Below are 20,302 nucleotides of genomic sequence, written 5' to 3' on the forward strand. Positions count from 1 at the left end.
CTACGCCGCGGACCTGCGGAAGGCCCGGGTGCCATGGGTCACGGACAGCGCGGCGAAGGCGACCGCCACCAGCACGCCGTAGAGCAGGGCCGGGGAGGCGTAGGAGCCGACGAAGGCCGCCCGGACCGCGTCCACGAGATAGCGGAACGGCATGAAGTGCGAGAGCACATCGAGCCACGTGGGCCCCAGGGCCATCGGCAGCATCAGCCCGGACAGCAGCATCGAGGGCATGGTGACGGAGTTGATGACCGGCCCGAACTCCTGCGGAGTCTGGACCTTCAGCGCCAGCGCGTACGACAGCGAGGCCAGCGCCACGGTCAGCACGGCGACGAACGCGAAGCCGATGAGGATGCCGGGCAGCGGTGCGCGCAGCCCCATGGCCAGCGCGGCCAGCACCAGCAGCACCGCCTGGAAGACGAACAGCAGGGCATCGCGCAGCACCCGCCCCAGCAGCAGCGCCAGCCGGCTCACCGGGGTCACCCGCATCCGCTCCACGACCCCGTACTGCTTCTCGACAATGATGCCGAAACCACAGAACGAGGCGCCGAACAGGGCGAGTTGGAGCAGGAGTCCGGGCACCAGCACCTGCCAGGAGCTGCCGGACGAGGACAGCGGCAGCCCGGTGAGCAGCGGCCCGAAGAAGAGCAGATACAGCAGCGGCATCAGCACACCGAAGAGCATCTGGAGTCTGGAGCGCAGCGTCTGGCGGGCGTACCGACCGAAGATCAGTGCGGTGTCGGAAAGCAGGGCGGACAAGGAGAGCTCCTAGAGGGCGACGGGGGCCTGGTCCCGGGGTGCGGGGGCGGCGCCGGTGATGGCGAGGAAGGTGTCCTGGAGGGAGGCGTCGGGGGAGCCGGCGTGGGCGCGTTTGAGGGCCTGCGGGGTGCCCTCCGCGACCACCACCCCCTTGTCGACGATCACCAGCCGGTCGGCGAGAGCGTCGGCCTCGTCGAGGTAGTGCGTGGTCAGGAAGACGGTGGTGCCGTGCTCGGCGCGGATCCGGCGGACCAGCTCCCACAGATCGGCGCGGCTGCCCGGATCGAGCCCGGTGGTGGGCTCGTCGAGGAACAGCACCTGGGGACGGTGGGTGAGGCCCATCGCGATGTCCAGCCGGCGCCGCTGACCGCCGGAGAGCGTCGCGGTCCTGCGGTCGAGCAACCCCTCCAGGCCCAGGTCGGCGGCCAACTCCGCGGCACGGGCCAGGGCGTCGGCCTTGCCGAGGCGGTAGAGGCGGGCCTGGGTGACCAGCTCCTCCCGTACCGAGACGTTCGGGTCGACGCCGCCGGACTGGGCGACGTAGCCGGCGGCGCGGCGGACGCCCGCCGGATCGCGGACGAGGTCGCAGCCGGCCACGGTCGCGGTGCCGCCGGTCGGCGCGAGCAGGGTCGTGAGCATCCGCAGGGTGGTGGTCTTGCCGGCGCCGTTGGGGCCGAGGAAGCCGAGGATCTCGCCGCGTTCGGCGGTGAGGTCGATACCGCGCACGGCCTCTACGGGGCCGCTCTTGGTGGTGAAGGTCCGGGCGAGTCCGGACGTGCTGAGGACTGGCATGCCCTCAGAAAAACAGAGGGGCTGAAAAATTGCAATGCCCCCAAAAATGCAATCCATCCAGCGAAGGGTAGGGTGAGGGCATGGCAGAGGGGCTCAGGGAGCGGAAGAAGCGGCAGACCCGCCAGTACATCTCGGACGTGGCCACCGGCCTCTTCCTGGCGCGCGGCTTCGACGCGGTGACCATCGCGGAGATCGCCGAGGCCGCCGAGGTCTCCGTCAACACCGTCTACAACTACTTCCCGGCCAAGGAGGACCTCTTCCTCGACCGGAGCAAGGGCATGGTGGACCGGCTCTGCCGCTTCGTACGGGGCCGGACGGCGGGGGAGTCCGCGGCCGCCGCCGTGCTGCGCGAACTGCGCGAAGAGGTCGCGGCGGTCTCGCCGCGGGTCGGGCTGATCGAGGGGTACGACCAGTTCATGCGGGTGGTGGACGGGGCGCCCACCCTCAAGGCGCGGCTCTGGTTCCTCCAGCAGGAGATCCACACCAACCTGGCGGAAACCCTCCGGGAGGAGACCGGAGCCCCGGCCGGCGATCCGCTGCCCGGCCTGATGGCGGGCCAGATCGGCTGGGTGCACCAGAGTCTGATGGGGTGGATCGCGCAGGAGATGCTCGCCGGCCGCAAGCCCGCCGAGGTCTCCCGGGAGGCCCTGGTCCTGCTCGACGAGATGGAAGAGCTTCTGGGCGAAAAGGTCCTCAACTACGCCGTACGGACGGCCGGCTGACGGCGGACTGTCCGGTTCGTGCCCCGCGGAAGCGCCCCGACGGTGTGATGTCCGTCATCTGAGACGTGACGCGCATCTCTTACCCTCCAAAGGATCGCTCACGACCGCTAACGTCACCCAGGACCGTCAAATGCACAGGGTGTGAGGGGACAGCAGTGGCAAAGAAGCTCGCCGTCATCGGCGCCGGACTCATGGGATCCGGTATCGCGCAGGTCTCCGCCCAGGCGGGCTGGGACGTGGTTCTCCGCGATGTGACGGACGAGGCGCTGGCCCGGGGCAAGGGTGGCATCGAGGCCTCGTACGAGAAGTTCGTCGCCAAGGGCAAGCTGGCGGCGTCCGACGCCGAGCAGGCGCTGGCCCGCATCACCACCTCGACCGACCTGGAAGCCGCCGCCGACGCGGACATCGTCGTCGAGGCCGTCTTCGAGCGGATCGAGATCAAGCGGGAGATCTTCCAGGCGCTGGACAAGCTGGTCAAGGACGAGGCGGTGCTGGCCTCCAACACCTCCGCCATCCCGATCACCAAGATCGCCGCGGCCACCTCCCGCCCCGAGCGGGTCGTCGGTGCGCACTTCTTCTCGCCGGTGCCGATGATGCAGCTGTGCGAGCTGGTCCGCGGTTACAAGACCAGCGACGAAACCCTCGCCACCGCCCGGCAGTTCGCCGAGTCGGTCGGCAAGACCTGTGTCGTCGTCAACCGCGACGTGGCCGGCTTCGTCACCACCCGCCTGATCTCGGCGCTGGTCGTCGAGGCCGCCAAGCTCTACGAAGCCGGCGTGGCCAGCGCCGAGGACATCGACACCGCCTGCAAGTTGGGCTTCGGCCATGCGATGGGACCGCTGGCCACCGCCGACCTGACGGGCATCGACATCCTGCTGCACGCCACCGACAACATCTACACCGAGTCCCAGGACGAGAAGTTCGCCCCGCCGGAGATCATGCGTCGGATGGTCGATGCGGGCGATATCGGACGCAAGAGTGGGCAGGGCTTCTACGAGCACTGATGCCGCGTCAGGCCCATCGGCCTGATGGCGTCACCCCGTGGGGTGAATTCGGTATCGGTTCGCTTACAGGCGGCAACTTCGCCGCACGAGAGGCAGTCAGATCTGTAGACGTCCAGGCTTCATCACCCATGACATCGGGGAGCGCATATGCACATCAGGGGCGACCACGCCGAGCTGGTCGTCGGGGGCCGCCTTGACGTCCGCAGCGCGGCGGACGCCCGTACGGCCCTGCACGCCGCCGTCGACTCCGGTCGGGGCGATCTCGTGCTGGACCTGACCGAACTGGATTCCTGGGACGCCACCGGCCTCGGCGTGATCATGGGCGCGCACCGTCGCGCCGGCCGGTTCAACCGCAGGCTGGTGCTGCGCGGAGTGCCGCCCCAGATGCAGCGCCTGCTGGTCGCCACCAGGCTGCACCGCATCCTCGCGATCGAGGGCGGCATCGAAGCGGAATCGGTTCCCCGGGTGTGAGGCAAGGGCGGTGCGCCGCCCGACGGCCTCACGGACGCCCGGGGAGTGATCGGGCTCGTAGGTAAAGAGTCCGAAGAATGCAGAACTGTGCGACGGAAATGTCGTAAACAGCGCGATACCGCGCAATCCCGGAAGTTCCGGTCAGGACCCGCCCCCGGCGGTGCACCGGGCCGCCCTCCAGGTCTATGGTTCGGTTCCCGCCCGTATGTCATCATCCGCGGCGGGCACCGGACCGGCCGCGACGCCTGAGGACGAGCTGCCGGCGCCGGGGGAGTGCGGACGGCCGGAAGCGCAGTCGGCACACCGCTCCGCCTCCTGTGACCGAGGACGCCGGGCGGAGGCGGAGGCGGAGCGGAACGAAGCATCTGGGAGCTTGCAGCATGGACCCGAACACTCACCGGGGACCTGAGGAGTACGGCGAGCCGGGCAGCCCTGCCGTGCCGCCGGTCCCCGCGTTCGGCGGCGCGCAGAGCGGCTCCGCGGAACGCGCCCGCGTCGTCCGGCTCGTCTCGGGCCCCTACCTCGTCACCGTCAACCCCGTCGACGGCAGCGAGATAGAGCCCTGCCCGCCCGGTGAGCGCCCCGCGGCCCCCGGCCGGCTCGACCCGGAGGAACGCGCCGCGGCCGCCCTCGCCGCCGCGCCCCCGCTGCCGCCGGGAATCGCCCGGCCCGAGACCGCACTCGAAGAGCGCACCGAGGACACCGAACGCCTGGTCCGCCTGCTCTCCCGCGGCCGCTCCGTCCGCGTCACAGGACCCTCCGGCTCCGGCCGCACCCGGCTGCTGGACGCCGTCGCCGCCGCCTGCGCCGACCTCGCCCCCGACGGCGTCATCCGGCTCTCCGGCTACCACCGCACCTCCGCCGACCTGCTGTACGCGCTGTTCGCCGCCGTCTACCGGGCCCCGCAGCACCGCCCCGACCGGCCCGAGATGCTGCGCATGGTCGCCGAGATCGGCGCGATCGTCGTCCTGGACGACCTGGAATTCGGCGGCGCCGCGCTCGATGAGCTGCTCGACGCGACCCCCGAATGCGCCTTCCTGATCGCCGCCACGCCCGACGTCGCGGCCCCCAGCGCCGGCTCGCACCTCGAAGAGGTCTTCCTCGGCGGCATCGGCCGCGGCGGCTGCGGCCGGCTGCTGGAGCGCGCCGTGGACCGGCCGCTCACCGACGACGAGGAGGCCTGGGCCGCCGACCTCTGGTTCGAGTCCGAGGGCCTGCCGCTGCGGTTCGTCCAGGCCGCCGCCCTGCTGCGGCAGCACGACCGGGCGCAGGCCGGACCGGGCGCCCTCGACGACGGCTACGGCCTCTTCCCCGGGGCCGGCACCGACGAGCCGGCCGGCGAGCCCGCGGAGAGCCCGGAGGCGGCACTGCCGTCGCTCGGCGAGGCCGCCGCGCCCGCCCCACTGCTCGCCTCGCGGCTGACCGAAGCCGCCCGGGAGACCCTGCGCTTCGCCGTCGCGCTCGGCGGCGAGCTGCCGCACCAGGCGCATCTGCCGGCCCTCACCCAGGACACCCACGCCGACGCCGCCCTCGGCGAGCTGCTGGCCTGCGGTCTGCTCACCCCGGCCGGCGGCCACTACCGGCTCGCCGCCACCGTCCAGGACCAGCTGACGGCGGCCGGCTACGCGGACGGCGCCGCCGCCCGGGCGCACACCGTCGCCCAGCACTACGCCTGGTGGGCCGGGCACCCCTCGGTGAGCCCCGAACGGGCCGCCGCCGAGTCCGATGTGGCGCTGGCCGCGATGGGCGTCCTGACCGGCAGCCGGGAGAGCGGACACGCCAGCGCGGCCGTGCTGCTGGCCCGTACGGCCGCACCGGCGTTCGCCGCGGCACTGCACTGGAGCGCGTGGGAACGCACCCTGCGGCACGGCCAGGAGGCCGCGCGGCTCGCCGGTGAGGTCGCCGAGGAGGCGTACTTCCACCACGAGCTGGGCGTGCTGGCCCTGTGCACCGGCAGCCTCGACCGGGCGCGCGCCGAACTGGAGGCATCCATCGGGCTGCGCGGCGTGCTCTCCGACCGCAATGGCGCGGTGGCCGGCCGGCGTGCACTGGCGCTGGTCACCGACCGGACGCGGGCCGACTCCGCGGCGGCGGCCACCACGGCCCTGCCGACGGCCGCCGCACCGCGGGGGACCTCGAAGGCCCCCGCCACGCCGTTCGACACCGCCTCGACGGCCTCGACCGGTTCGGCCGCGAAGCTGCACAAGCCGCGTGCCGAGCGGGCCGCGGCGGCGACGCTCGTGGCCCGGAATGCCGCGACGACCGCCGGGACCACCGGCGGCCCGGCCGTGACCAGCAGCGGCGACGGCGCCGCCAAGGGCGTCCGGCGGGTCTTCGGCGGGGCGCGGCGCAATGCCGTCGCCGCGGGCGCCGGCGCCCTGCTGGCGGCCGTCCTCGGCACCGTCGTCACCATCGGGGCAACGGGCGGCGACGACCCGCACAACGACAAGGTCAGCACGGAACAGACCACGGACGACGGCGAGAGCAGCGACGTGCCGGCCGAGCAGCCCGCCACGGATACCGGCCGGCCGCCCACCGGACCCGGCACGTCCCGGCCCGGCACCGCCGGCCAGCCGGACCACCCGTCCCCCTCGGCCACCAGCCCCTCCGCCAGCGGCTCGCCCAGCGACCCCGCCACCGGATCACCGGACCCGACGGCCGACCCGACGCGGCCGACCGAGCGGCCCAGCACGCCCACCGGCCGGCCGACCCGCCCCACGCACCCGCCGACGGACGAGCCGAGCGACCCGACGCCTTCGGACGAGCCGACCGAGCCCTCGCCGTCGGGCACGACGCCCACCGAGCCGACGGGCAAGCCGACCTCCGAGAGCCCCTCGCAGTCCGCGTCCGGCCCCTCCGCGAGCGGCACCTCCGGCACCGCCCCCTCCGGCGGCACCCCGTCGGACGGCACGGCCACCTCCTCCGGCACGGCGAGCGCCCCGGCGGCCTGACGCCCCGCAGGAATCGGCACAGAACAGCGCAACGGCCCGGTCACCTGCCGGGCCGTTGCGCTGTGCCGCCCTCTGGAGGGCGGGCGGGGTCAGAACAGGCGGAGCTTGTCGTCCTCGATGCCGCGCAGGGCGTCGTAGTCCAGCACCACGCAGCCGATACCGCGGTCGGTGGCCAGCACCCGCGCCTGCGGCTTGATCTCCTGAGCTGCGAAGATGCCCTTCACCGGCGCCAAGTGCGGGTCGCGGTTGAGGAGTTCGAGATAGCGGGTGAGCTGCTCGACACCGTCGATCTCACCACGCCGCTTGATCTCGACGGCGACCGTCTGGTTGTCGGCGTCCCGGCACAAGATATCCACCGGGCCAATGGCAGTGGGGTATTCACGCCGAATCAGGGAGTAGCCCTCACCAAGGGTTTCGATCCGGTCCGCGAGGAGCTCCTGGAGGTGGGCCTCCACACCGTCCTTGATCAGCCCCGGGTCGACACCGAGCTCGTGCGAGGAGTCGTGCATGACCTCCTCAAGGGTGATGATGAGCTTCTCGCCGCCCTTGTTCTCCACCGTCCACACCTCACCGTCGCCCTCCTTGAGAGTGCAGGGCGGCGACATCCAGTTGAGGGGTTTGTAGGCCCGGTCGTCCGCGTGAATGGAGACGGAGCCGTCCGCCTTCACCAGGATGAGGCGAGGGGCGGAAGGAAGATGGGCGGTGAGCCGGCCCGCGTAGTCCACGGAGCAGCGGGCGATGACGAGACGCATGGGGCGTCACGCTACTCGACCAGGGGCCACCTACGCGATTCGCCCTGGATCACGGTGTCTTTACGGGGGAAATCCCCGCACCCCCGGCGCGGGCCAATGGCCGGTTGTATGTGCAATCTCCTGGTGCGGGCCCCTTGCGCGGCATACCGTTGAAGCGGGGGGTTGTGAGGCGAACACGCTCCGTCGCAAAGCCCCTTGTCCCGTCCCTAGGCCCCGTCCGTCCCGGCGGGGCCGCGAGAGGAGAACCTCATGTCGCTCGACGTCTCACCGGCCCTCCTCGAACAGGCCGAGCGAGGCGAGGTCGACGAAGCCGCATTTGTCGACTGCGTCCGGACCTCCCTGCCCTTCGCATGGGGGATGATCAGCTCTCTGGTGGCACAGCTGAAGGTGGACGGCGGAGAGTTCGCCGACAATCAGACGCCCCCGCCGGACGAGCAGGCGCGCGGCCAGCTGCTGCGCGCACTGGCGAGTGACGCCATCCGTGGTTCGCTGGAGCGGCACTTCGGTGTGCGGCTCGCTTTTCAGAACTGCCACCGGGTCGCGGTCTTCCCGCTCGACCCGGCGGTGGACGACCGTCTGACCCGCTTCACGTCCATCCGCGGTCAGCTGCTGAACCAGTCGCCCGAACTCCGCGACTGCTGAACGGAGTTGCTGCCGCTGCGCACACGGTTGTGACACGCACCGTGCCGTGCGCCAGCGGCAGCACCACCCACAGCACGCCGGCCTCCGAGTACGGCGCCACCGCACGACACGGTCACCCGCATGCCGGCCGCCGCACCCGGCCGGTCACCCCAGCTGGGGCAGCACCTCCGCGCCCAGCCGGCGCACGTTCTCCTCCGTCGCCGCGAGGTCGCCGGAGCCCTCGACGAGCAGCGCGAACCGAGTGATGCCCGTACGCTCCGAGGTCGCCGCCAGCCGGTCGGCACACAGCTGCGGCGGGCCGACCGGATGCAGCTCGCACAGCAGCTCCGTATAAGCCAGCGGATCACGCATGGCGCGATAGCGGCCGTCGACCGTCACATGCGCGCCCAGGCCCTGCTGGAGCCAGCCGGGCATCGCCTTCGTGAGGGTTTCCGTCGCCGCCCTGCGGGTATCGGCGATCTGCACCACGCCCGCCGAGACATGCGCGGCCGCGGCGACCTCGTCGCCGTCCCGGCCGGCCTCCAGGGCGGCCGACCGCCACAGCGCGACCATCTCCGCCTTCTCCTCGTCGCCGCAGTGCATGCCCAGCAGCATCGGCAGCCCGCGCTCCGCGGCCGTCCGGACCGACGAGGCGGAGGTGCAGGCCACCACCACTGGTGGCCCCGGGGGGCCGGGCTCGTCCGGATCGGTCAGTGCCTCGGCCGGCCGGGGCACCACCGCCACCTCCCGGAACGCATAGCGCTCGCCCTGCGCGCCCACCCGCGGCTCCCGCAGCCAGCGCATCAGCAGATCGAGTGACTCCGGGAAGCCGTGGTCGTACGCGGCGAGGCCGGAGCCGAACACCTCCAGATCGACCCAGGGCCCGCCCCGGCCGACGCCGAGCGTGAACCGCCCGTCGGAGGTGAGATGCAGCAGCGCCGCCTGCTCACCGAGCGCCACCGGATGCTGGGTCGGCAGCACGCTCACCGCCGTCCCGACACCGATCCGGCGGGTCCGCCCCAGCAGCAGCGCGGCCAGCGTCACTGCATTCGGGCAGACGCCGTACGGTACGAAGTGGTGTTCCGCGAGCCAGACATCGTCGAGTCCGGCTTGCTCCGCGATCTCCGCGGAGCGCACCGCGCGGTGCAGTGCTTCCCCCTGTCCCTGACCGGGGAATTGAGCGGCCAGGATGAAAGCCCCAACGCGCATCGCTCTCTGCCTCCTCGCAGCCGACGCGACTCCCCCTTACAGGCAACAACGTGTGACACGTGCCAAGGGCACGGCCTGACGGCAAATTTCCTGATGATCGCAGAATCCTGCCGAGGGGGGTTCGCCCGTGACCGCTCCGCGTACGCTGGTGACATCCCGTGACCCCGTGACTCTCCGAGGTGCTCTGTGTCCCCGCGTCGAAACCGCCAGCACGGCGGCGCGAAGCCCGTCGACCGCATGGGCGGTGACCGCTACGGCCTGGAACGTACCGAGGAATGGCGCGGCGAGGACTGGGTCGTCCGGCTGGTCGGGGGCGGCGGGGCGGCCAAGCACTACCGCTGCCCCGGCTGCGACCAGGAGATCCCGCCCGGGGTGCCGCATGTCGTCGCCTGGCCGCAGCACGGCGATGTCGACGACCGCCGGCACTGGCACAAGGCGTGCTGGAACGCACGGGACCGCCGGAGCGCGCGGCTCCAGCGGTCCCGGAATGCGCCCCGCTACTGAGGGCGGGCGGCGTCAGACGTCGCGCTGAAGGACGGCGGCGTAGGCGCCGCCCAGCGTCACCGCGGTCACACCGGCGAGGATCCACACGGGAGTCCAGCCGGTCGGGCCGGTGCTGAGGAACGGGATGTCGTACAGCGTCGCGAGCGCGCTGGGCACCGAGTACTCGATCAGCGCCTGCTGGACGTCCTTGAGGCTCTCGCCCTGGAGGAACAGCGCCAGCAGCATCGGCAGCAGCACCACGCCCATCATCGTGCTGATGGCGCCCGCCGAGTGCCGCAGCAGCGTGCCGACGGACAGCGCCAGCAGACCGAGCAGGGCGACGTAGAGACCGGCGCCGACGGTGGCGCGCAGCCACTGGTCGGCGGTGGGCGCGGGGCCGTTGAGCATCGCGCTGTCGAGCAGGGCGACCAGACCGGTCGCGACCGTCGTGATCACCAGCGCGAGCGTGAAGAAGACGATCGCCTTCGCGGTCAGCATCCGGACCCGGCTGGGGCAGGCGGTCAGCGTCGTACGGACCATGCCGGTGCCGTACTCGGACGAGATCGACAGCACGCCCAGGGTGATCACGCACAGGCTGCCGAGCAGGACGCCGACGAAGCCGAGGCCGAGCACCGGGTCCAGCTCGCGGTCCGAGCCCGCCGCGAGGGCGGCCAGCAGGCCGATGCCGACGCTGAGCAGGACCATCACGCCCAGCGTCCAGATCGTCGAGCGCACCGAGCGGATCTTCGTCCACTCGGAGAGCAGCGCATGGCCGAGGTGGGTGGGGCGCACGGGGATGGGCGAGACATAGCCGCCCGCGCCCGCGTAGGCCTGCTGGGGGTGCGGCTGGACCGGCTGCTGCTGCACCGGCGGCTGCGGGGCCTGGGGCTGGGCGTGGGCCTGGGGCGGTGCGGGAGCCTGGGCGGGCACGGGTGCCTGGACCGGGGCCTGGAGCATCATCGTGCCCGCGTCCTTGCCCGGTCCGTGCGCCGCGAGCGGCTGCGGCACGGGGTACTGCTGGGCCTGGAGCATCATCGTCCCGGCCTCCCCGGCCGGAGCGGGCTGCGCGGGGGCCTGGCCCTGGACGGGCGCCTGCCCGTGCTGGGGCTGGGCCTGGGCCGTCTGGGCCTGGGTGGGTGCCGGGCCCTGGGCGGGCGCCTGGCCCTGAGCCGCTGCCGGGCCCTGGCCCTGGGCCTGGAGCATCATCGTGCCCGCTTCCTTGGCGGGCGCGGGCTGCTCGGGTGCGGACTGGGCCTGGAGCATCATCGTGCCGGCCTCTTTGGCGGGCGGCTCCGGTGCCGGCTGCTGGGCGGGCGGCTGCTGACCGGGCTGCTGCTGGGCGGGCGGCGTCAGCGGAGCCACGCCCTGCGGCTGGTGCGGTGCGGCCGGCGGTGCCGCGGGCGGCATCGGCGGCGCGGCCGGCACCGGCTGCTCGTGTGCGCCGGTGTCGTGGGGTCCGCGCTCAGGCTGCGGCTGGGGCTGCGGCTGCTGAGGGCTGGTCATCGGGCGTCCTCGTGGTGGGGCGTGGGCAGGTCGGCGGGGGCGGCGGGAGCCGCGGGCGGCATCGGCGCGGCGGGCTGTTGCCCGTACGGGTGAGGCGCACCGTATTGCTCGGGCCCCCCGTACGGGTGACCCTGAGCGGGCGGCGGATAGCCCGGCCCGGGAGCGGGCGCCTGCTGGGCATACGGATTCGGCTGCCCCTGACCGGGAACACCGGCCGGAACCTGGCCGGGAACACCCGGCTGACCGGGCGGGAACCCCGGGCCGCCCGCGTACCCCTGCGGGGCGTACCCGGCGGGGGCCTCCTGGAGGCCGGCCCGTGCGTCCGCCGTCGAGCGGTAGTCCACGACGCCCTGCGTCAGCTGCATATACGCCTCTTCCAGGGACGCCTGGTGCGGCGACAGCTCCCACAGCCGGACATCGGCCTGATGCGCCAGCTCGCTGATGCGGGGGAGCGGCAGCCCGGTCACCCGCAGCGCACCGTCCGGCTCGGGCGCGGTCTGCCCGCCCGCCTCACCGATCGCGGCGGTCAGCTTCTCGCGCTGCTCCGGCTCGGTGTCCGGGGTACGGACCCGGGCGAAATCGGCGGAGTTGGCCGAGATGAAGTCCTTCACGGACATATCCGCCATCAGCTGCCCCCGGCCGATCACGATCAAGTGCTCGGCGGTCAGCGCCATTTCGCTCATCAGATGCGAGGAGACAAAGACCGTACGGCCCTCGCTCGCCAGCTGCTTCATCAGATTGCGCACCCACAGGATGCCTTCGGGGTCGAGCCCGTTGACCGGCTCGTCGAAGAGCAGCACCTGGGGGTCGCCGAGCAGCGCCGCGGCGATGCCCAGCCGCTGGCCCATACCGAGCGAGAAGCCCTTGGAGCGCCGCCCGGCGACATCCTGGAGACCGACCACCCCGAGCACCTCGTCGACCCGGCGGGCCGGGATACCGGACACCTGGGCGAGCGACAGCAGATGCTGACGCGCACTGCGCCCGCCGTGCACGGCCTTGGCATCGAGCAGTGCGCCCACCTGGCGGGGCGCGTTGGGGAGGCTGCGGAAGGGACGGCCGGCGATGGTGGCCCGCCCCGAGGTCGGTGCGTCCAGACCCAGAATCATGCGCATCGTCGTGGACTTGCCGGAGCCGTTGGGCCCCAGGAAGCCGGTCACCGTACCCGGCCGCACCTGGAACGACAGGTTGTACACGGCCGTCTTGGCGCCGTAGCGCTTCGTCAGGCCGACTGCCTCGATCATTCTCCGCCCCTCGCGAGATGGTCGGGGCAGAGGCGCTCTCGTACCCCCGTGAGGATTAGGAGGCTATCCGGCCATTGACGGTTCCCGTCAATCGCCACAGGCAAAGCCCCCGCCACCCAGCCCACCCACAGCCCCCGACGACCCAAACCCCCGGCCACACCACGAACTACGACCACCCCCACCGGCCCCATCCCCACCCACCACAACGGGAGGGGACGGGCCGGAGGGGTAGGGGTGTGGGACGTAAAGCGAAGCAGTCCCACACCCCTGCCCCGGAGGCCCGTCACCGCACCCCGACAACCCCGCGCAGCGGACACCGGCCCGCCGCAGGCGAAACGGCGCCGCACCCGGCAACGTACGACCAAGCCCAGCGCAGCGTCACGCATCGCGCCGCTTCAGCAACACGAACCCGCAGATCAGCGCGACCACCGTCCAGGCGATCATGATGCCGAGCCCGCCCCACGGGCCGTACGGCACCTGGTCGTTGGCCCGCGGGACCACCTGCATGATTTTCGAGCCGGCCTGGTCCGGCAGATAGCGGCCGACCTTCCGGGTGGCCGAGACGTTTCCGAGAATGTTCGAGATCAGGAAGAAGAACGGCATCAGGATGCCCAGCGAGAGCATCGGGCTGCGCAGCATCGTGGCCACCGCCATCGAGAACAGCGCGATCAGCGTCATGTAGAGGCCGCCGCCGATCACCGCGCGCAGTACGCCCGGGTCGCCGAGGTGCGCCCGGAGGTCACCGAGCACCGCCTGCCCCGCGAAGAACGTCACGAAGCTGGTGGCGAGGCCGACGACGAAGACCAGCGCGGTGGCCACCAGCAGCTTGCAGAACAGGAAGGTGCCGCGCTGCGGTACGGCGGCCAGCGAGGCGCGGATCATGCCGGTGCTGTACTCGTTCGAGACCACCAGCACCCCGAAGACGATCATCGCCAGCTGGCCCAGCCCCATCCCGGCGAAGCTGATGTTGGTGGCGTCGAACGTCAGCCGGTCCCGGGCCGGCATCGAGCTGAAGTCGTTGTTGGCCAGGGTGCAGAGCAGCACGCCCAGGCCGATGGTGACGACCACGGCGATGCCCAGTGTCCACACCGTGGACCGCACCGACCTGATCTTGGTCCATTCCGACCGAATGACCTGCCCGAGCGCCGCCATCCGTCAGCTCCTCTTCTTCTGCCAGTCTGCACCCCAGCCGGTCGGCTGCGGCTCACCCGGCCGGGCCCCGGCCGGCTGCGGTTCTCCCGGCGGCCGGGCCCCGGCCTGCGCCGGTACCGGGTCGCCGTCGTGCGCGTGATACTCCACCGACTCCGCCGTCAGCCGCATGAACGCCTCCTCCAGGGAGGCCTGCTGCGGACTGAGCTCGTGCAGCACCAGCTGATGCCGGGCGGCCAGCTCGCCCAGCCGGTCGGCGGGCACTCCGTCGATCTCCAGCGACCCGTTGCCGACGGCCACCGCGTCGATGCCCTCGTCGTGCAGCAGATCCAGCAGCTTCTCCTGCTGCGGGGACCGCATCCGGACGTACGACCGGGAGTTCTGGTGAATGAAGTCCTTCATCGAGGTGTCCGCCATCAGCCGGCCCTGCCCGATCACGATCAGATGCTCGGCGGTCAGCGCCATTTCGCTCATCAGATGCGAGGAGACGAAGACGGTGCGGCCCTGGGCGGCGAGGTTCTTCATCAGATTGCGGATCCAGTGGATGCCTTCGGGGTCGAGCCCGTTGACCGGCTCGTCGAAGAGCAGCACCTGGGGGTCGCCGAGCAGCGCCGCGGCGATACCGAGCCGCTGGCTCATCCCGAGCGAGAAGCCCTTCGAGCGCTTCTTGGCGACCGTGCTCAGCCCGACGGTGTCCAGCACCTCGGCGACCCGGCCGCGGGGGATGCCGTTGCTCTGCGCCAGGCACAGCAGATGGTTGGCGGCGCTGCGGCCGCCGTGCACCGCCTTCGCCTCCAGCAGCGCCCCGATGGAGGTGAGCGGGTCCTTCAGCTGCCGGTAGTGCCTGCCGTCGATCCGGACCGTCCCCGATGTCGGGTTGTCCAGGTCGAGCATCATCCGCATGGTCGTCGACTTGCCGGCGCCGTTCGGGCCGAGGAAGCCGGTCACCATCCCGGGCCGCACCGTGAACGTGAGGTGGTCCACGGCGACCTTGTCGCCGTAATGCTTGGTCAGCCCCTCGAGCTCGATCATGTACCGCACGCTAGGCGTCCCCGGGGGCCGCTGCCACCGGGGCGGGGCCGCCCGGCTGACCCCCCGTACGCACCGCGCCCCCGCACCACCACAGAGGCGGTACGGGGGCGCGACAGAACGGAAGCGGAACCGGCCGGGGGTGGGGGCACCTCCCAGCGCTAGCTGGGGGAGGTCAGCGGCTCTGCTGGGCGGGGACGCCGCGGGTGACGGTCTCGTCCTCGCCGGGGGCGCCGGCCGCGGCCACGGCGGCACCGGTCAGCGTCGCCAGCATCTCGCGGACGTTGGTCAGCTGCGCGTTGATGGAGTCGCGGCGGTTCGTCAGCGCCGCCAGCTCGCGCTCGGATTCGCTGCGGATCCGGTCGGCCTTGGCGTTGGCGTCCGCCACGATGTCCTCGGCCTGGCGCTGCGCGGTCTCCACCGTCTGGCGGGCCCGGCGCTCGGCGTCCGTACGCAGCTTCTCGGCCTCCAGGCGGAGCTGCTCGGCGCGGTGCTCGATCTCCGCGAGCCGCTTCTCGGCCTTGGCCTGACGCGAGGCCAGGTCGCGCTCGGACTGCTCACGGCGCTTGGCGAGGTTGGTCTCGAAGTCCGCGGCGGCCTGTGCGGCCTTGGCACGGGTCTCCTCGAAGAGGGAGTCAGCCTCCTCCCGCTTGGACTGCGCGTCCTTCTGCGCCTCGGCGCGCAGGGTGGCCGCCTCACCCTTGGCCTTCTCGACGATCCGGGCGCCCTCGTCCTCGGCCTTCGCCTTGCGCTCGGAGGCGAACGACTCGGCGTCGTTACGGACCTGCTGGGCGGCCGACTCGGCCAGCTCACGGTGCTGCTCGGCGGCCCGGCGGGCCTCCTCGCGCAGATCCTTCGCCTCCTCTTCGGCGAGCCGGAGGATCTTCTCGACGCGCGCGCCGAGGCCCGCGTAGGACGGTTCGGCGTCATTGACCTGCGCCTGGGCGTTCTGCGTTTCGAGGTGCAGCTCCTCGATCCGCTTTTCCAGCGACGTGATGCGGGCCAGCGCGCTGTCGCGGTCGGCGACGAGCTTCGTAATGCGGTCATCCACCTGACCGCGGTCGTACCCACGCCGCACGAGCTCGAAGCCGAAGGGGGAGGAAGTGTCGCTCATGGGGTTCCTGTCGAAGAGACCGGTGAGGTGATAAGGAGAATCCTAGGGGTCACAACGGCGTGTCATCGAGTCATTGCCGGTTTGATCTGGAGAATGACCCCTCATTTGAGTGGCTACCCCTCAGACTGCTTGCCACTCGAACGAGTTGCCCCCGCTCCCGCGGCTGCCTTCACACCGCCGCCCTTTCCTTCCCCGCCCCCGCCGGGTGCCTCGAACGATTCCAGCGCTTCCAGAACGTCCTGGACGCGGGAGATTTCGGCGTTGATGTCCTCCCGGCGGCGCACCAGCACCTCCAGCTCCCGCTTGCCCTCGTCCACGATCCGTTCGGCCTCCGCCTCGGCCTCGCTGCGCATCCGCTCCGCGTCGCGCACCGCCGCCGCCTTCTTGTTCTCGGCCTCCTTGATCAGGCTCTCGGCCTTCTTCACCGCCGAGATCCGGACCTTGCTCGCCTCGCTGTTCGCGTCCGCCACCATCCGGTCGGCCTTCTCCTCGGCCTCGACCTGCTGGGCGGTGGCCTGCGCGATGAGCTTGTCGACCCGCTCGCCGGCGTTCTTCATCGTCTCCGCCGACTCCCGGCGGGCCCGCTCGTGCAGTTCCTCGACCTCGGACTCGATCCGCTGGCGCAGCTCCTCGGCGCGGTCCCGGATGCCGGTGGCGTCGCGGCGGGCCTCTTCCAGCAGCGTGTTCGCGTCCGTACGGGCCTTCTCCACCCGCGCATTGCCGTCGGCCGTCGCCTCCGAGACCAGCCGCTCGGCTTCCTTGCGGGCCGCCCCGACCATGGTGTCGGCCTGTTCCTCGGCGGCGGTGGCCGCGTTGAGCGCCTCCTCCTGGGCCTTGGTGACGAGCTGGTCCGCCTGCTCGGCCGCGTCCGCGCGGCGCTTGGCGGCGTCCTTGCGCGCCTCGTCGAGCAGCCGGTCCGCCTCCTGCTGGGCCTCCGTCCGGGTCTGCTCGGCGGCCGCCTCGGCGTCCTCCTTGAGCTTCGCGGACTCGTTACGGGTGCGGTTGGCGTGCTCCTGCGCGGCGGTGACCGTCTCGGCCGCCTCCGCCCGCAGCCGGTCCGCCTCCGCGGTGGCCGTCGCGAGCATCCGGTCCGCCTGCTCCCGGGCGTCGGCCCGGGTACGGTCCGCGTCCCGCTCGGCGTCCGCGGTGGTCTCCGCCGCCTCCGTGCGCAGCCGCTCGGCCTCGGTCGCGGCCTCCGACATCAGCTCGTCGGCCTGCTCCGCGGCGTCCGAACGCGTCTTGTTGGCCGCCTTGCGCGCCTCGTCGCCGGTGTGGTCCGCGTTCCGGCGGGCCTCCTCCAGCACCTCGGCCGCCTCGGCCCGCAGCCGCTCCGCCTTCTCGGTCGCCTCCGTCACCAGGCGGTGCGCCTGCTGCTCGCCCTCGGCCCGCAGCTGATCGGCGGCCTGCTGGGCCTCCTGGACCGTACGGTCCGCGTCGTCCTGCGCCGAAGACGTCAGCTCGGTGGCCTCGGTGACAATCCGTTCGGCCTCGGTGCGCGCCTCGGTGATCAGCCGGTCCGCCTGCTCCGCGGCGTCCGAACGCATCCGGTTCGCGTCGTCCCGCGCCTCGGCACGGGCCCGCGCCGCGTCCTGCTCGCCGGCCGCCAGTGCGTCCGAGGCGTCGGTACGCAGCTGCTGCGCCTTCGCCGTGGCGTCCGCCACCAGCTTCTCGGCCTGGGCGGTCGCCGCCGACACCAGCTGGTCGGCCTGCTCGGCGGCCTCGGTCCGCGCCGTGTTGGCGTCCCGGCGTGCCTCGTCCAGCGCCCCGGCCGCCTCGGCGCGCAGCCCGTCGGCCTCCTCGATGGCCTCGGAAACCGCCCGCTCCGCGAGGGCCTTCGCGGCCTCCGTCGCCTCCTGCGCCTCCGCACGGGCCCGCGCCGCGTCCTCCGAGGCGCGCTCCCGCTCCTCGTAGGCGTCCTTGCGGATCCGGTCCGCCTCGTCCTGTGCCTCGGTCCTGGTGCGCTCCGCGGCGTGCTCGGCCGCCGAACGCAGCCCGGCGATCTCCTCACCGGCCTGCTCGTGCAGCCCCGCGACCGAGTCCCGCACCTGCTGCGCGGTCTGCTCGGCCGCCGCCACCAGCTCGCCCGCGCGCCGGTCCGCCTCCTCGACCAGCCGCTGGGCCTCCTCCTGGGCCTCGCTCACCCGCGTACGGGCCGACGCCAGCAGCTCCTCGCTCTGCTCGCGCGCCGCGGTGCGCTCCTGGTGGGCCTCCTCGCGGGCCTCGCCCAGCAGTTGCTCGGCCTCCCGGCGCCGCCGCGCGGCCTCCTCCTGGGCCGCGGCGAGCGCCTGCGCCGCCTCCGCGCCCGTACGCTCGGCGGCCGTCGCCGCCTCGGCACGGACCCGGTCCGCGGTCTCCTGGGCCTCCGTCTTGAGCCGCTCGGCCTCCGCCGACGCCTCGGTGCGCAGCCGCTCGGCCACCGACTCGGCCTCGGCCCGCGCCGTCGACGCGTCCGACGCGGCCTCGGCCCGCAGCCGCTCGGCCTCCTCCTCGGCCTGCTGCTGAAGCGTCCGGCGCCGCTCCGCCGACTCGGCCTTGAGCCGGGCCGCGTCCTCCTGCGTCTCCCGGCGCAGTCGCTCCGCCTCGGCGCGGGCGTCGCGCAGCGACCGCTCGGCGGCGGTGACCTTCTCCTCCGCCTCGCGGTGCAGCCGGTCCAGTTCGTCCTGCGCCTCGGCGCGCCGCTCCTCGGCGGCCTGTTCGGCCTCCTCGCGCAGCCGGGCGGCGGACGCCTCCGCCTCGGTGGTCACCATCTCCGCGGCCTGGGCGCCCTCGGTGAGCAGCTCCTCGGCCTCCGAACGGGCGCGCTCCAGCGCCTCCTCGGCCTGCCGGCGCAGCGCCGAGGCCCGCTCGATGGCCTCCGTCCGCACCCGCTCGCTCTCCGCGACGGCGCCCGAACGGGTCTCCTCGGCGTCGGACTTGGCCTTCGCCAGCAGCTCCTCGGCGGTCCCGGCCGCCTCCTCGATCTGCTGGACCGCCTCCCGGCGGGCCTCGCCGCGGATCCGCTCGCCCTCGGCGACCGCGTCCGCGCGCAGCTGCTCGGCCTCGCCGCGCAGCCGCCGTGCCTCCTCCTGGAGTTCGACGGTCTTGGCGCGGTACTCCTTGGTGTCGTCCTTGGCCGCGCCCTTGAGCTGCGCCACGGTGTCGTGGGCCTCTTCGCGCAGCCGGTCCGCCTCGGACTCGGCCTCCTTGCGCAGCCGTTCGGCCTCCTCGGCGGCGGCCTTGGTGGTGGCCTTGGCGTCCTCCGACGCCTTGGTCAGCACCTCCTCGGCGCTGCGCGCGGCCTTCGCCAGCTGGGCCGCGGAGTCCTCCGCCACCTGGGACCGGGCGGTCTCCTGCGCCTCGGCGAGCAGCCGCTCGGCCTCCGTGCGGGCGTCGGACCGCAGTTGCTCGGCCTCGGCCTTGAGCGCCTCGGCCTCCTTGGTGGCCTCACCGACCAGCCGGGCGATCTCCGCCTTGGCCGTACGGGTGCGCTGCTCGTTGTCCGACTCGGCCGCCGTCAGCCGCTTGGTGGCGCTCTGCTGCGCCTCGTCGACCAGCTTCTCCGCCTCGGCGCGCGCCTCGCGCAGCGCCTTGTCCGCCTCCTGGATGCGGGCCTCGGCGGTACGGGTCAGCTCCGCGGCCTGCCGGCGGGCCTCCTCCGACTCGGTGCCGACGCTGGTGCGCAGCTGCTCGGCCTGGTCGGTGGCCTCCTGAGCCTGGGTGGAGGCGGCGTTCAGCAGCCGCTCGGCGTCCGTACGCGCCCGGCGCAGGATGCTTTCCGCTTCGGTACGGGCCTCCGCGGCCTCGGTGCCGAGCCGCTCCCGGGCCTGTTCGGCCAGCCGCTGGGCCTCGGCCCGCGCGGCGGCCAGCGCCTGCTCGGCCTCCCTGCGGGACTCCTCCATGAGCCGGCGGGCCTGCGACTCCGTACGGGCCCGCAGTTGTTCGGCCCAGGCGACGTTCTCGTTGACATGCGATTCGACGGTCTGCCGGCGCTCGTTGAGCTCCTCGTCGAGCCGCTGCCGGCGGGTGACCGCCTCGGCGTGCAGCTCGGCCTCCAGCCGGGACTGCCGTTCGGCCTGCTCCTGGAGCAGCCGCTGGGTCTGTGCCCGTGCCTCGCGCAGCTCACGCTCGGCATCGGTACGCAGCTGGTCCGCCTGGATCTGCGCGTTGCGCAGCAGCTGTTCGGCCTGATGACTGACGTTGTCGTAGGCAGGGCGGGTCGCGAGGTTGCGGCGCGCCTCATGGAGCTTGGCGCGCAGCACCTCGACCTGATAGCCGAGGTCGTCGGCGTGCTGAACGGCCTTGTCCCGCTCCGTCTTCAGCCGCTCCATCTCGGCCTCGAACTGCGAGAGGTGGTCGTCAGCCTCGTAGCGGTCGTTGCCCCGCACTGCGCGGTCCCATCCGTCCCCTGGTCATGGTGGCGGCCTTCTCCGGTCCTGCGGTGCTCGTCCCGTACACGTCACGTCGTACCGGACTCGCGCCCATCGGAGCTGACCCTTCCGAAGAAATGGTGTCAGATCATCGGCAGG

At 72.6% G+C, this 20,302-nt stretch carries 16 protein-coding genes; 6 read left to right on the forward strand and 10 right to left on the reverse strand.

The features are described 5' to 3' along the window. Entirely contained in the window at nt 1-756 is a 756-nt protein-coding gene (locus CP981_RS26690; protein ID WP_208852985.1) for an ABC transporter permease, read from the reverse strand. 9 nt (nt 757-765) lie between these two features. After that, complete coding sequence (locus CP981_RS26695) at nt 766-1,548, reverse strand: ABC transporter ATP-binding protein (RefSeq protein WP_085922939.1); 783 nt, start codon at nt 1,546-1,548, stop codon at nt 766-768. Nucleotides 1,549-1,628: 80 nt separating this feature from the next. On the opposite strand from CP981_RS26695, the gene CP981_RS26700 reads away from it, so the two are divergent. From CP981_RS26700 to CP981_RS26715, 4 genes are all read left to right on the forward strand, one after another. After that, a complete protein-coding gene (locus tag CP981_RS26700; RefSeq protein WP_085922940.1) occupies nt 1,629-2,270 on the forward strand; it encodes a TetR/AcrR family transcriptional regulator in 642 nt (213 codons plus the stop codon). Between the two features lie 155 nt (nt 2,271-2,425). Further along, on the forward strand, nt 2,426-3,274 hold the full coding sequence (locus CP981_RS26705; RefSeq protein WP_085922941.1) for a 3-hydroxyacyl-CoA dehydrogenase family protein: 849 nt from the start codon (nt 2,426-2,428) through the stop codon (nt 3,272-3,274). A gap of 147 nt (nt 3,275-3,421) precedes the next feature. Then, nucleotides 3,422-3,745 carry an STAS domain-containing protein gene (locus tag CP981_RS26710; protein ID WP_085922942.1) on the forward strand — a complete coding sequence of 108 codons (324 nt, stop codon included), beginning with the start codon at nt 3,422-3,424 and terminating at the stop codon, nt 3,743-3,745. Nucleotides 3,746-4,125: 380 nt separating this feature from the next. Next, the gene (locus CP981_RS26715; RefSeq protein WP_085922943.1) at nt 4,126-6,696 is read left to right on the forward strand and encodes an AAA family ATPase; all 2,571 of its coding nucleotides are present in this window, start codon (nt 4,126-4,128) and stop codon (nt 6,694-6,696) included. Between the two features lie 89 nt (nt 6,697-6,785). Here the strand turns inward: CP981_RS26715 and nucS are convergent, their stop codons facing one another. After that, entirely contained in the window at nt 6,786-7,448 is a 663-nt protein-coding gene (nucS, locus tag CP981_RS26720; RefSeq protein ID WP_042148800.1) for an endonuclease NucS, read from the reverse strand. Between the two features lie 249 nt (nt 7,449-7,697). On the opposite strand from nucS, the gene CP981_RS26725 reads away from it, so the two are divergent. Next, on the forward strand, nt 7,698-8,090 hold the full coding sequence (locus tag CP981_RS26725; RefSeq protein ID WP_085922944.1) for an SCO5389 family protein: 393 nt from the start codon (nt 7,698-7,700) through the stop codon (nt 8,088-8,090). 144 nt (nt 8,091-8,234) lie between these two features. Here CP981_RS26725 and CP981_RS26730 read toward each other — a convergent pair whose 3' ends face one another. Then, the gene (locus tag CP981_RS26730; RefSeq protein ID WP_085922945.1) at nt 8,235-9,278 is read right to left on the reverse strand and encodes an LLM class flavin-dependent oxidoreductase; all 1,044 of its coding nucleotides are present in this window, start codon (nt 9,276-9,278) and stop codon (nt 8,235-8,237) included. Nucleotides 9,279-9,464: 186 nt separating this feature from the next. Between CP981_RS26730 and CP981_RS26735 the strand changes: the two genes are divergently transcribed. Beyond that, nucleotides 9,465-9,782 carry an ATP/GTP-binding protein gene (locus CP981_RS26735; RefSeq protein ID WP_085922946.1) on the forward strand — a complete coding sequence of 106 codons (318 nt, stop codon included), beginning with the start codon at nt 9,465-9,467 and terminating at the stop codon, nt 9,780-9,782. Nucleotides 9,783-9,794: 12 nt separating this feature from the next. On the opposite strand, the gene CP981_RS26740 is transcribed toward CP981_RS26735, so the two are convergent. From CP981_RS26740 to scy, 6 genes are all read right to left on the reverse strand, one after another. Continuing rightward, on the reverse strand, nt 9,795-10,721 hold the full coding sequence (locus CP981_RS26740; protein WP_425282222.1) for an ABC transporter permease: 927 nt from the start codon (nt 10,719-10,721) through the stop codon (nt 9,795-9,797). 539 nt (nt 10,722-11,260) lie between these two features. Next, on the reverse strand, nt 11,261-12,505 hold the full coding sequence (locus CP981_RS26745) for an ABC transporter ATP-binding protein (RefSeq protein ID WP_085922947.1): 1,245 nt from the start codon (nt 12,503-12,505) through the stop codon (nt 11,261-11,263). 378 nt (nt 12,506-12,883) lie between these two features. Then, the gene (locus CP981_RS26750) at nt 12,884-13,657 is read right to left on the reverse strand and encodes an ABC transporter permease (RefSeq protein ID WP_085922948.1); all 774 of its coding nucleotides are present in this window, start codon (nt 13,655-13,657) and stop codon (nt 12,884-12,886) included. A gap of 3 nt (nt 13,658-13,660) precedes the next feature. After that, nucleotides 13,661-14,686 (reverse strand): ABC transporter ATP-binding protein, encoded by a 1,026-nt coding sequence (locus tag CP981_RS26755; RefSeq protein WP_085923024.1) that lies wholly within the window; start codon nt 14,684-14,686, stop codon nt 13,661-13,663. A gap of 172 nt (nt 14,687-14,858) precedes the next feature. Then, a complete protein-coding gene (locus CP981_RS26760) occupies nt 14,859-15,797 on the reverse strand; it encodes a coiled-coil domain-containing protein (protein WP_042148816.1) in 939 nt (312 codons plus the stop codon). A 113-nt stretch (nt 15,798-15,910) separates the two neighbouring features. Then, nucleotides 15,911-20,161 carry a polarized growth protein Scy gene (gene scy, locus CP981_RS26765; RefSeq protein ID WP_085922949.1) on the reverse strand — a complete coding sequence of 1,417 codons (4,251 nt, stop codon included), beginning with the start codon at nt 20,159-20,161 and terminating at the stop codon, nt 15,911-15,913. Nucleotides 20,162-20,302 lie beyond the last annotated feature (141 nt).

This window comes from Streptomyces platensis (assembly GCF_008704855.1).
Taxonomy (GTDB): domain Bacteria; phylum Actinomycetota; class Actinomycetes; order Streptomycetales; family Streptomycetaceae; genus Streptomyces; species Streptomyces platensis.

What these genes read in the sequence shown, in the direction of transcription:
- CP981_RS26695 (WP_085922939.1), bottom strand. Translation starts at nt 1,548, where the DNA reads ATGCCAGTCCTCAGCACGTCCGGACTCGCCCGGACCTTCACCACCAAG.
- CP981_RS26700 (WP_085922940.1), top strand. Translation starts at nt 1,629, where the DNA reads ATGGCAGAGGGGCTCAGGGAGCGGAAGAAGCGGCAGACCCGCCAGTAC.
- CP981_RS26710 (WP_085922942.1), top strand. Translation starts at nt 3,422, where the DNA reads ATGCACATCAGGGGCGACCACGCCGAGCTGGTCGTCGGGGGCCGCCTT.
- CP981_RS26715 (WP_085922943.1), top strand. Translation starts at nt 4,126, where the DNA reads ATGGACCCGAACACTCACCGGGGACCTGAGGAGTACGGCGAGCCGGGC.
- nucS (WP_042148800.1), bottom strand. Translation starts at nt 7,448, where the DNA reads ATGCGTCTCGTCATCGCCCGCTGCTCCGTGGACTACGCGGGCCGGCTC.
- CP981_RS26725 (WP_085922944.1), top strand. Translation starts at nt 7,698, where the DNA reads ATGTCGCTCGACGTCTCACCGGCCCTCCTCGAACAGGCCGAGCGAGGC.
- CP981_RS26730 (WP_085922945.1), bottom strand. Translation starts at nt 9,278, where the DNA reads ATGCGCGTTGGGGCTTTCATCCTGGCCGCTCAATTCCCCGGTCAGGGA.
- CP981_RS26740 (WP_425282222.1), bottom strand. Translation starts at nt 10,721, where the DNA reads ATGATGCTCCAGGCCCCGGTCCAGGCACCCGTGCCCGCCCAGGCTCCC.
- CP981_RS26745 (WP_085922947.1), bottom strand. Translation starts at nt 12,505, where the DNA reads ATGATCGAGGCAGTCGGCCTGACGAAGCGCTACGGCGCCAAGACGGCC.
- CP981_RS26750 (WP_085922948.1), bottom strand. Translation starts at nt 13,657, where the DNA reads ATGGCGGCGCTCGGGCAGGTCATTCGGTCGGAATGGACCAAGATCAGG.
- CP981_RS26755 (WP_085923024.1), bottom strand. Translation starts at nt 14,686, where the DNA reads ATGATCGAGCTCGAGGGGCTGACCAAGCATTACGGCGACAAGGTCGCC.
- CP981_RS26760 (WP_042148816.1), bottom strand. Translation starts at nt 15,797, where the DNA reads ATGAGCGACACTTCCTCCCCCTTCGGCTTCGAGCTCGTGCGGCGTGGG.